At 55.3% G+C, this 11,602-nt stretch carries 11 protein-coding genes; all 11 read right to left on the reverse strand.

What is annotated here, in order from left to right:
* Positions 1–138: 138 nt before the first annotated feature.
* On the reverse strand, positions 139–852 hold the full coding sequence (locus tag WC612_00125) for an isoprenyl transferase (GenBank protein MFA6279186.1): 714 nt from the start codon (positions 850–852) through the stop codon (positions 139–141).
* A gap of 2 nt (positions 853–854) precedes the next feature.
* The gene (gene panD / locus WC612_00130; GenBank protein MFA6279187.1) at positions 855–1,202 is read right to left on the reverse strand and encodes an aspartate 1-decarboxylase; all 348 of its coding nucleotides are present in this window, start codon (positions 1,200–1,202) and stop codon (positions 855–857) included.
* On the reverse strand, positions 1,199–1,747 hold the full coding sequence (gene frr, locus WC612_00135; GenBank protein ID MFA6279188.1) for a ribosome recycling factor: 549 nt from the start codon (positions 1,745–1,747) through the stop codon (positions 1,199–1,201). Before frr ends, panD begins: the two co-directional genes overlap by 4 nt.
* A gap of 18 nt (positions 1,748–1,765) precedes the next feature.
* Positions 1,766–2,512: a UMP kinase gene (gene pyrH / locus WC612_00140; protein ID MFA6279189.1), complete on the reverse strand. Its 747-nt coding sequence runs from the start codon at positions 2,510–2,512 to the stop codon at positions 1,766–1,768.
* A 399-nt stretch (positions 2,513–2,911) separates the two neighbouring features.
* Positions 2,912–3,832 carry a translation elongation factor Ts gene (gene tsf / locus WC612_00145; GenBank protein MFA6279190.1) on the reverse strand — a complete coding sequence of 307 codons (921 nt, stop codon included), beginning with the start codon at positions 3,830–3,832 and terminating at the stop codon, positions 2,912–2,914.
* 111 nt (positions 3,833–3,943) lie between these two features.
* Positions 3,944–4,696, reverse strand: a complete 753-nt coding sequence (rpsB, locus tag WC612_00150; GenBank protein MFA6279191.1) for a 30S ribosomal protein S2 — start codon at positions 4,694–4,696, stop codon at positions 3,944–3,946.
* 416 nt (positions 4,697–5,112) lie between these two features.
* Complete coding sequence (locus tag WC612_00155) at positions 5,113–5,691, reverse strand: hypothetical protein (protein MFA6279192.1); 579 nt, start codon at positions 5,689–5,691, stop codon at positions 5,113–5,115.
* A gap of 367 nt (positions 5,692–6,058) precedes the next feature.
* Complete coding sequence (gene dnaE / locus WC612_00160; protein MFA6279193.1) at positions 6,059–9,562, reverse strand: DNA polymerase III subunit alpha; 3,504 nt, start codon at positions 9,560–9,562, stop codon at positions 6,059–6,061.
* A gap of 489 nt (positions 9,563–10,051) precedes the next feature.
* Complete coding sequence (locus tag WC612_00165) at positions 10,052–10,375, reverse strand: hypothetical protein (GenBank protein MFA6279194.1); 324 nt, start codon at positions 10,373–10,375, stop codon at positions 10,052–10,054.
* 1 nt (position 10,376) lies between these two features.
* Positions 10,377–11,054 carry an HAD family hydrolase gene (locus tag WC612_00170; protein ID MFA6279195.1) on the reverse strand — a complete coding sequence of 226 codons (678 nt, stop codon included), beginning with the start codon at positions 11,052–11,054 and terminating at the stop codon, positions 10,377–10,379.
* 10 nt (positions 11,055–11,064) lie between these two features.
* The gene (gene ssb, locus WC612_00175; GenBank protein ID MFA6279196.1) at positions 11,065–11,535 is read right to left on the reverse strand and encodes a single-stranded DNA-binding protein; all 471 of its coding nucleotides are present in this window, start codon (positions 11,533–11,535) and stop codon (positions 11,065–11,067) included.
* Positions 11,536–11,602: the final 67 nt, after the last annotated feature.

Raw genomic sequence — 11,602 nt, forward strand, 5'->3', positions numbered from 1 at the left:
CTGGATCCCCGCTTTCGCGGGGATGACGCTAAAGGAAAAGAACAGGAAAAAACGTTTAAAAAACCTCTCTGCGTCATCCTTCCCTGAATCCTGAATCCTGAATCCTGAATCCTGAATCCTGAATCCTGAATCCTGCCTCTACTTCCCGAACCGTCTCTCTCGCATGGCGAACTCTTCAAGGGCGGCGGCCAAATGCGCCTCGCCATAGTCGGGCCACAAAACATCTTGAAACACATATTCGGCATAAGCCGATTGCCACAGCAAAAAGTTGGACGTGCGCTTTTCACCACTGGTGCGGATCACCACGTCGGGATCGGGCATATCATGCGTGTACAAATGCGCGGCGATTTGCTTTTCATCTACGGCTTCAGCCGTCAACAGCCCCGATTCAACCTTACGCGCCAAAGCCCTGACCGCTGCCGCGATTTCCTGCCGCCCGCCATAGCTAAGCGCTAGAACAAGCGTCATGCCCGTATTGGCCGCCGTCTTGTTTTCGGCCTGCACGATCATCGCAGCGATATCGTCCGCCAGATAGCCACGATCGCCAATAATGCGCAGCCTTATGTTGTTCTTGTGCAAAGTCTCCAGCTCGCTTTTCAAATAATAGCGAAGCAGCCCCATCAGATCACGCACTTCGGGAACGGGACGCTGCCAGTTCTCAGCTGAAAAACTATACAGGGTCAGATAACTGATCGACATCCCCCGCGCCGCCTCTAACGTGCGGCGCAAGGCCTCGATCCCAGCCTTATGCCCCATCGTACGCGGCAAGCCGCGCGCAGAAGCCCAGCGTCCGTTGCCATCCATAATAATGGCGACGTGGAGCGGACGATCACTTTTCGCCTCCGTTTGCACGATTAGGATCCCTGCTTGATGCGGTTATGATCGTCCACAAAAACGATGGCAGGCGCAAGGGTCGCCCCCTCCTCCTGCCAGCGCCATGCCGCCAAAATAACGATATCGCCGACCGCCGCACCACGCGCCGCCGCGCCGTTCAATCCAACCTCGCCACTACCGGCGGGCGCTTCGATCACATACGTCTCAAGCCGTGCGCCTGTGCTGGCGTTCCAGACGTTAATCGCCTCAAAAGGCTCCAACCCCGCCGCCTCCATCAAAGCGCGATCAATCGAGCAGCTGCCTTCATACTCGATATCCACCTTGGTCAAACGAGCGCGATGGATTTTGCATTTGAGCTTTTTTATCATATCGTCGTGATTTCTTTTTCCTTGTGAACAAAAGCCTCATCGATTTTCTTGATCGCGGCATCCGTGGCTTGCTGCACCTTGCCTTCAAGAGTTTTCAGCTCGTCCTCGGAAATCTCGCTGGCCTTTTCCTGCTTCTTGATCGCATCCATCGCATCGCGGCGAACATTGCGAACGGCCACGCGCGCTTGCTCGGTATAGCGATTAGCCACCTTGACCAGCTCCAAACGCCTCTCTTGGCTTAGTTCGGGAATAGGAACGCGAATGACCGCGCCCTCGGCCTGAGGATTGAGGCCAAGACCCGACTCACGAATGGCTTTCTCAACAACCTTGGCCAAACCCTTGTCCCATACCTGAACCGACAGCATGCGCGGCTCTGGCACACCGATGGTCGCTACCTGATTAAGGGGCATCAAGCTGCCATACGCATCAACGTGAATAGGCTCCAGCATTGAGGAAGCCGCCCGACCCGTCCGAAGGCCGGAGAACTCGCGATGCAGCGCGTCTACTGCGCCGTCCATCCGTTGTTTGACATTTTCTAAATCCATGACAGGTTTCCTTTTGGTTTAATCGGTGATGATCGTGAACCGGCCCTTGCCCATCACGACGTCGGCAAAGGCTCCATGCGCGAAAATCGAAAAGACAAGGATAGGAATGTTGCTTTGCCGCGCCAGCGAAATGGCCGAGGTATCCATGACCTGCAAATCCTGCGCTAAAACGTCCATATACGTCAAACGCTCATAGCGCGTGGCGTCCGTAACCTTGACGGGATCGGCGCTATAGACGCCATCCACCTTGGTTCCTTTAAGGATCGCATCGCACTGCATTTCCGAGGCGCGAAGCGCGGCGGCGGAGTCCGTCGTAAAGAAAGGATTACCCGTGCCAGCGGCAAAAATAACGACACGCCCCTTTTGCATATGACGAATGGCGCGGCGGCGAATGTAAGGCTCGCTGACCGCTGCCATCGGGATAGCGGACTGGACGCGGGTCCTGACCGAAATCTTTTCCAAAGCGTTTTGCATAGCCAGCGCATTGATGACCGTGGCCAGCATGCCCATATAGTCGGCGGTGGCGCGATCCATCCCTTTGGCCGCGCCGGACACGCCGCGAAAGATGTTTCCGCCGCCAATCACGACGCAAACCTCAACGCCCTCGGCAACGACTTCCTTGATTTCCTCGGCGACACGCTCGACCGTCTGCGGGTCAAGGCCGTATTCGCGATCCCCCATCAGGGCCTCGCCCGATAATTTCAAAAGCACGCGCTTATAAGCGGCTGGGCTTTTTGTTTTCTCTTCGCACTCGCATGACGACATGATTTGGCCTTTCTCTACTTTTTTATACCAACGGATATAATTAATGACACATGGACGGACAAATCCCCTTTCGTCATCCCGCTGAAAAGCGGGATCCAGCGCCGCGCGTCTGCGCGGCATAAGACTCTTGTGCGCCGTGGACACGGCGCGACTGGATACCGGCCTTCGCCGGTATGACGCTAAAGGAAAAAGCTTTCCATAAGAGTCAGTATTTATAGCCGTTGGTATTATACCCTACGATTTCGGCAACGACGGCGCAAGAAAAAGGGTTCAGAGGCGGGGAAACAAGGGTTAGGAAGAATAATCTTGCCTAAAACCCCCAATCCCTTTCCCTGAACCCCTTGTCCGCCGAAGCTCATAGAGCATAGGCGGATGAACTCTGATCCCTGAACTCTATCTTTATCCCGCCATCTTGGCGACTTCGGCGGCGAAATCGTCCGCCGCTTTTTCGATGCCTTCGCCCAGCTGGTAACGGACAAAACCCGTCAGTTTGACCTCAGTCCCCAGATCCTTAGAGGCCTTAGCGATCACGTCCTTGATGCGCGTTTCGCCATCGACGACGTAGACCTGCTCCATGAACACGACTTCTTCGTAGTATTTGCGAAGGCGACCCTCAACCATCTTGGCGATAATGTCTTCGGGCTTGCCCGAAGCACGCGCCTGATCGGCCAGCACGTTGCGCTCACGATCCAAAGCCTTGGTGTCCACGTCTGCCGTGTTCAAAGCCTCAGGCCGAGCGGCAGCGACGTGCATCGCCAATTGCTTGCCCAAAGCGGCCAAAGCGGCTTCATCCGCAGATGATTCCAAAGCAACCAGCACACCAATCTTGCCAAGGCTCGGGGCAATCGCGCCATGAACATAGGAAGCGATCACGCCTTGTGAAACAGACAGCGTCGCCATGCGGCGCAGGTTCATGTTCTCACCGACCGTCGCGATAATCTGCGTCAGCTCTTCTTGAACCGTACGGCCAGCGTTCGGATAAGGCATGACCTTAAGCGCCTCAATATCGGCGGCATCCAACGCCACGGCCACCGCGTTTGACGCGAACGCCTGAAAGGCATCGTTACGCGCGACAAAATCGGTTTCCGCATTAACTTCCAAAACAACAGCTTTTTTGCCTTGCGAGGTCACGGCGACCAAGCCTTCCGCCGCGACGCGGCCCGACTTCTTTGCCGCTGCTGACAGGCCCTTCTTGCGCAGCCAGTCAATCGCGGCTTCCATATCGCCGTTCGCTTCGACCAGAGCCTTTTTACAATCCATCATGCCCGCGCCCGTGCTCTCGCGCAGATCCTTAACCATCGTTGCTGTAATGTCAGCCATTGGGGTTCTCCTATGGGGGTCAGAGTTCAGAGTTCAGAGTTCAGAGGGTCAAAGAGTCGGTTCAGGGAAAGCCTTTCCCTGAACTCTAAACTCTGCCCCCTGATCTCTCGCTTAGACCTTCGTTTCGCTGGCCGGAACGTCGACGGCTGCGCCGACATCCACACCGCTGGCAACAACTTCGGCCTCAATGCCATCCAAAACGGCCATCGCCGCCATGTCGCAATAAAGCTCAATCGCGCGCGCCGCATCATCGTTACCGGGAACGGGGAACGTGATGTTTGTGGGGTCAGAGTTGCTGTCCGCAATCGCGATCACGGGAAGGCCCAACTTGACGGCTTCCTGAATGGCCAAAGCTTCCTTGCAGGTATCGATCACGAATAGGATATCAGGCGTGCCGCCCATATCCTTGATGCCACCCAAAGCGCGCTCTAGCTTGTCGCGATGGCGGGTCATCTCCAGCGTTTCCTTCTTGGTGAACTTGGCCGACTGCGAGGCCAGCTTTTCATCCAATTCACGAAGGCGCTTGATCGACAGCGAAATGGTCTTCCAGTTGGTGAGCATACCGCCCAGCCAACGATGATTGACGTAGTATTGCCCGCAACGCTTAGCGGTCTCGGCGACCTTTTCCTGCGCCTGACGCTTTGTGCCGACGAACAGCACGCGGCCACCCTTGGCCGTGGTGTCGCGAAGCTGCTGCAAAGCGGCCTGCATCATGGGAACGGATTGCTCCAAATCCATGATATGGATGCCGTTACGCACGCCAAAAATATAAGATTGCATCTTGGGGTTCCAGCTGCGCGTTTTGTGTCCAAAATGGACGCCAGCTTCGAACAATTCTTTTAGTGACACGACGGGAACTGTCATGATCTGCCTTTCATTTTCCGGTTAAGCCTCCATGCGCCGATTGCGTTCCCAACGGGAACACCGGATGGTTTCGAAGGATGTCTCCCCCCGATAACCCAGCGCATGTGCGATATGCCTAAAGCCACCTTGGCTTCAAGCTGGGGCGGTTTTACACAACGTGGGCGAAAAAGACAAGGGAAAGAGCAAAGCCTGTCCAAAGGCAGTAAAAGCGGGGGGGCGACTTTGGACACAGCTGCGCGTAGCGATGTCAATACCACAGAGATATCCCCTATGTCAAGGGAAAATGCGCACTACACTTCATTTTTATTTTTGTTATCTTTCAATGGACTGCATATTTTAAGGGGAAAATAACGCCCATAAAGAAGGCCCCCTGCCTTTTCGACAGGAGGCCTTATTAACTTTAGCCTTCTCCCCGACTAGAACGTTTTTATCGTGCCGGGGATGGATGTTGTGTCTTCGTTACTCGTGCCACGACTTACTTCATCCCCATAAGCGCCATCAGGCGGCTTATTGGTGCAGTTCACTGCCCAGCCCAGAAAATCCTTTTTCCTCAAAATGACCGTTGTTGTGGTCTTCTTTGAACCACCCAGCCCAAAGCCCAACGGCGTCGCCGCCAAACCTAGCGAAGAGCTACTGTCGATGATGACTTGGGGATATAATGTCCAAACCCCCCTACCGACCGTCGGATTGGTGCAACCCTGAATGGAGGTCATACAAACCGTCTTGCCGTTACTAACACCTGTTGCATACGTTCCAAGAGGACACCCTTGCGATGTCGAATAACCTTTCGTGCAAGCAACTCCCTTGCCTGTCCACGTGAGAACCTCTCCTGTAGGACAAGCGTCACCATTACCCTGCACATTCGATGGCGGGAAAAGCCGATTGCTGGTATCCGGCGCTGCCGTAGGTTTCGGCGGAACGGTCTTCGCCATGGCAGGCATGACGTACAGCGCGAGGAAAGACAGCAAAGCAATAAAAACAATTTTACGAAACATGGTCGATCTCCTTAAGTTAACTGAAGGACACTTATTACCGACATCTCAAAGAAGTGACTTATAGAAACAGAAACCAAACGGGATGCCCGTTTTCACGGGCATGACGGGATTAATGTTTTAATTTAACCCGTTATTGTCATCCCCGCGAAAGCGGGGATCCCGTTTTCTTTTTTTCTTTGTGTGTCACTTCATCAAGCATTTGATATTAGCTCTAGTCTAGGATATCCCAGAAACCATTAACGGTTGGCTAATTTAACGGAAAAACCGAATTTCCCGACTTTGGTGAGGCGCAAAAATCTGTTAACAATCTCTTTACGGCAGCTAAATGCTGAATCCTGAAGCCTGAATCCTAAATGCTAACTGCCCCTTACCATTCCTGCACTTCAAGGCCATTGCCGACCTGCCGCAGGCTGGTCTTCAGCGCATCGGTGAGGAGCCATGCGCCGGAAAGCTCCATCTCCGCCACGTCGTCCTCAAGGTCCAGCGACAGCACCACCTTGCCGCGCCCTGCCGGAGCGTTGGCCAGAAGCTTTTGGATTTCGGGCAACGCGCTGCCCTCATAAAGCTTGATGCGAATACCCTTGGCCAGCCGCGCCGCGACTTCCGACAACCGATCAAAGCGCCGCGCAAGATAGCGCAGTTCGCCGCCGCCCTCCGCGCTCCCCTGCCCGCCGCCTTGGGCATCCACCTCGATCAGCAACGCCTGCCCCGCTTCCAGCATCTCACGGCTAGAGGCCAGCAGATCGGCAAACACCATCACCTCATAAGAACCACTGGAGTCCGAGGCCTGCACAAAGGCAAAGCGATTGCCCGACTTCGCGGTGCGTTCCTGCTTGCCCATCACGATGCCCGCCAGCTTAAAGCGGCTGGAGGCCGAGGTTTGCTTGCGCGAGGCCACTGACACCGACGCCACCGCGCCAAGGCGATCCAGCAAAGCGCCATAATTGTCCAACGGATGCGCGGACAGATAAAAGCCCAGCGCCTGAAACTCTTTTTGAAGGCGCAGCAATTCATCCCACGCCTTGGCGGGCGGCAAAGGAGGCCTTGGCGCGGCCTCCATAAAGCCGAAAATGTTGGCCTGCCCGCTGTTTTTCTCATCGGCCATAACATGCGAATGCTTGAGCAGAATATCGATGGCCGCAATCACCTGAGCACGATTTTTAAGAAGAGAGTCGAACGCGCCCGCCATCGCAAGACCTTCCATCTGCTTGCGATTGATGACTCGCGGATCGATCCTCTCGGCAAAATCGAACAGATCGGCAAACGGCTTGCCCCCTGCCCGCGCCGCGATCAGGCTTTCCATCGCCGCCGCGCCCACGCCCTTAATCGCCGCCAAGGCATAACGGATCGCGCCGCGCCCACCCGCTGTTTCCTCTGGCATAAACGAAGGACGCGAGCGATTGACATCGGGCGGCAACAAAGCAATGCCGTGACGCGCCAGCTCTTGGCGATACACGCCCAGCTTGTCGGTATCGTTCATTTCAAAGTTCATCGCCGCCGCGTAAAACGCGACAGGGTGGTTAGCCTTGAGCCATGCGGTTTGATACGCGATAAGCGCATAGGCCGCCGCGTGCGACTTATTGAAGCCATAACCCGCGAATTTGTCGATTTGATCAAAGATCCGACCCGCCTGATTGTCATCCACGCCATTCTTGGCCGCGCCCGCGATAAAGGTAGCACGTTGCGCCGCCATCTCCTCGACCTTTTTCTTACCCATCGCGCGGCGCAGCAAATCCGCGCCGCCAAGGCTATAGCCCGCCAAAAACTGCGCGGACTGCATGACCTGTTCCTGATAAATCATGATGCCGAAGGTGTCTTTCAAAATCGGCTCAAGCAGCGGATGCAGATAGTCGGGCTTTTCCTCACCGTTTTTGCATTTAATATAGCGCGGGATATTATCCATCGGCCCCGGACGATACAAAGCAACAAGCGCGATAATATCCTCAAACCTGTTCGGCTTCATGCGGCGCAGGACATCGCGCATGCCCGAGCTTTCCAGCTGGAACACGCCCATCGTGTCGCCTTTGGCCATCAGGGCGTAGGTTTTCGGATCATCCAAAGGAAGGGTCGCCAGATCAAAATCAACGCCGCTGGCCTTAATCAGATCAACAGCGTTTTGGATCACGTCCAGCGTCTTCAGGCCGAGAAAATCGAACTTCACCAGCCCCGCCGTCTCCACCATCTTCATGTTGAATTGCGTGGCGGGCAGCGTCGCATCAGGATCGCGGTAAAGTGGCACAAGCTCAACCAGAGGCCTATCACCGATCACAACGCCCGCCGCATGGGTTGAGGCATTGCGGTAAAGCCCTTCCAGCTTCAAGGCACGATCCATCATCTGCGCCACAACGGGATCCTCTTGGCGCATCGCCTCCAACTGAGGCTCCATCTCCAGCGCCTGCGCAAGCGTCACGGGATTGGCGGGATTGGACGGCACAAGCTTGCAGATTTTATCGACATAGCCATAAGGCATCGCCAAAACACGTCCGACATCGCGCAAAACCGCGCGGGCCTGCAACTTACCATAGGTGATAATCTGCGCGACGCGATCCGCGCCGTATTTGCCTTGCACATAGCGGATGACCTCGTCCCGCCGTTCTTGGCAAAAATCGATATCGAAGTCAGGCATGGAAACGCGTTCAGGATTCAAAAACCGCTCAAACAGCAGACCAAAGCGAATGGGGTCAAGATCGGTAATAAGCAGCGACCACGCGACCACCGACCCCGCGCCAGAGCCGCGTCCGGGGCCGACGGGAATCCCGTTTGCCTTCGACCATTTGATAAAATCGGACACGATCAAAAAATAACCGGGAAAGCCCATGTTGATGATCACGTCCAGCTCAAACGCCAAGCGATCCTCATAAACCTTGCGATCCGTAATGCCCGCCGCATCCAGCCTTTTGGCCAAGCCCTCCTGCGCCTGCGCGGTCAGCTCCTCAACCTCCGTCCGGCCTTCCTCCATCGGAAAGGGCGGCAGGATCGGGCGGCGAGGCTCTGGCATAAAAGCGCAGCGCCTTGCGATCACCAGCGTGTTGTCGCACGCTTCGGGAACATCCGCGAACAGCGCCCGCATTTCGGCAGCAGATTTAAAACGATGATCGGGGGTCAGGCGGCGGCGGTTGCCTTCCTCCACCAGCCTTTTGTCCGAAATGCAAAGCAGCGCGTCATGCGCGTCCATCATCGACTCGTCGCCAAAATAAACATCGTTCGTCGCGACAAGCGGTAGGTCGTGACGATAGGCCAGATCGATCAAGGCTTTTTCAATTTTCTGTTCGCGTGCGCCGACCTCGCCGCCATGATGGCGCGTGATTTCAACATAAAGGCGATCAAAGAACAAATCGCGCAGCGCCAGCAGCTTTTCCTGCGCGGCCTCGGCCTGCCCTTCCGCAAGAAGCCGCCCCACCACGCCATCGATGCCGCCCGTCAGCGCGATCAGGCCGCCCGCATGCCGCGCCAGCTCTTCTTCGGTCACATAAGGATCGGGGCGATCCGTCACCAAAAACGACTGCGTGACAAGGGCGCACAGATTGCGATAGCCCAGCTCGTTTTGAACCAGCAAGACAATCTGGTCATACAGATCGCGCCGCGCCGGAAGCTTATCCTTTTGATCCGGCCTCACCACCGCCAACTGGCAGCCGATGATGGGCTGCACGCCAGCGCCACTGGCGGCCATCGCGAATTCCAACGCGCCAAACAAATTGCCTTTGTCCGTCAGCGCAACGGCGGGCATGGCCTGTTGCGTGCATAGTTTAATCAGGTCTTTGCGAGCGGTGGGGCGGCCATCCTTGCTTTTGGCTTCCACCACGCAAATAGCGCCCTCCGCCAACGAATAGGCGGAATGCACGCGAAGATGGATGAAGTCGGCAAGGGTCATAAAAGGGATCAGGGGTTAGGGGTTTAGGGTTCAGACAATTTAAGGGTTAGCGCTCCGCCTTCCTACCGTCATCCCCGCGAAAGCGGGGATCCAGTATATTTTTTGTTTTCTATCCATTAGCACCATTGTTGTTTATTGTCCTTTGTAAGAAAAGAAAACGGGATCCCCGCTTTCGCGGGGATGACGCTAAAGGGGAATATCGCTATAAAAACACCGTCATTCCCGCGAAAGCGGGAATCCCGTTTGTTTTTTCTCTACGAGTCACTTCATTCGCTTTTTGGTATAGCACCTTAGTTTTTTCAGGAAGGGGGTTACAAAAACCACGCTACCCATCATAACCCCCCACCTCGTTTTTCTAGGGCTTACTGGCATAAACCCAAGAAAAACGTTCCTCCCCCGCAAGGGGGGAGGCAAAGGGGGAAAGGGCGATAATACCTTTACCAACGCTTGAGGTGTTTTGGGTCAATGTCTCACTTTTCGCTCCTCTTATTAACAGCCCCCTTTTGTCATATAACCCTTCAAGGGAAAGCCGACTTGCCACTCATCGAAAGTCAAAGAACCGGACGCATCCTTATCCAACGCACGGAAAAAGACGGCGTGATCCTTTTGCCCTCCCATTTCCCAGTCTTGAAAGGTAGAAAACTCGGAAAAGGATAAGAGATTGTCATGATCAACATCCTTACGCGCAAAATCTTCGCTTTGCCGCTTGGCTAATTTTTCTGGCGTATTGCCCTCCTCACCACAAGCAAACACATATGACGCCGTCAAAAGAACGACAGCAAACAAAAAACCTGTTAGGACTTTTTTTGTCATCTCACGCTCCTCTTTTGTAATGAAGGGCCATCTCTGGCAACTGCCGCATATCGTCAAACATCGAAGTGGGTTGCACCGCCTCAACGCGCTGCCGCCACGCCGCGTTCACATGGGAGCCACCCAGATAGGCAAACACAGGCATGCCAGCCGCCTTGGCCGCCGTGATGCCCGTCACGGAATCTTCAATCACCAGACATTTTTCAGGAGACGCCTTCATCCGTTCCGCCGCGAATAAAAACACGTCCGGCGCGGGCTTGCTGCGCGCCACTTGCTCCGCGCTGAAAAGGGTTCCCTCGTCAAAGTGCGCGTCCAGCCCCGTCAACGTCAGCGCCCGCGCATTGCGCTTAAGGCTGCTCCCTGACGCAATGCACATCGGCACATCCAAAAGCGGCAAAACTTCAGCCACATAGGGCGTGGGCTTTAACGCTGTTTCGAAGAGGTCCAACACTTTTTGCCGAAAAGAGTCCAAAGAAAAACGCTCGGCAAAAGAGCGCCCCGTCTCGGCCTCAAGCGCTGCGAGCGTCGCGGCCATCGTCTGCCCTGCAAAACGCGTGACATAGTCCTGCCCCGTCAACGGATAACCGATAGCGGTCAGGCATTCCGCCGCAACGGCGCACGCCAAAACCTCGCTATCCACAAGGCAGCCATCACAGTCCCAGATGATAAGGTCAGGGGACAACGCCTTCCCCTTAGAACGGGATATCGTCATCCAAATCGGGGGCGCTGGAGCCGCCGCTAATGGAACCACTGGAGGAGCCACCCTCGAACGAAGGCTCGCCGCCGCCATAGGAAGAGCCGCCGCCGGAGCCCTTAGAATCCAGCATCGTCAGCTCACCGCGATAGGGGCGCAAGACGACTTCCGTCGTATAGCGATCATGGCCTTCTTTGTCCTGCCACTTGCGGGTTTCCAGTTGGCCTTCGATATAGACCTTCGCGCCCTTTTTCAAATAGCGTTCGCACACGGTAATCAAATTATCGTTCATCACCGAGATATTGTGCCATTCGGTTTTTTCCTTGCGCTCGCCCGTCGCCTTATCCTTCCAGCTTTCGGATGTCGCGATGGAGAAACTCGCCTTGCGCCCCCCGTTTTGAAAAGCGCGGACTTCGGGGTCTTTGCCCAAATTGCCGACGAGGATAACTTTGTTGACGCTTCCGGCCATCTTTTTCTCCGTTCAAAGGCTTGATGTTAAGCCACCACCCTACCCAGAGTCGCCCCAAACCGCAAGG

It is taken from the genome of Bdellovibrionales bacterium, assembly GCA_041662785.1.
Classification (GTDB): domain Bacteria; phylum Pseudomonadota; class Alphaproteobacteria; order UBA9219; family UBA9219; genus UBA8914.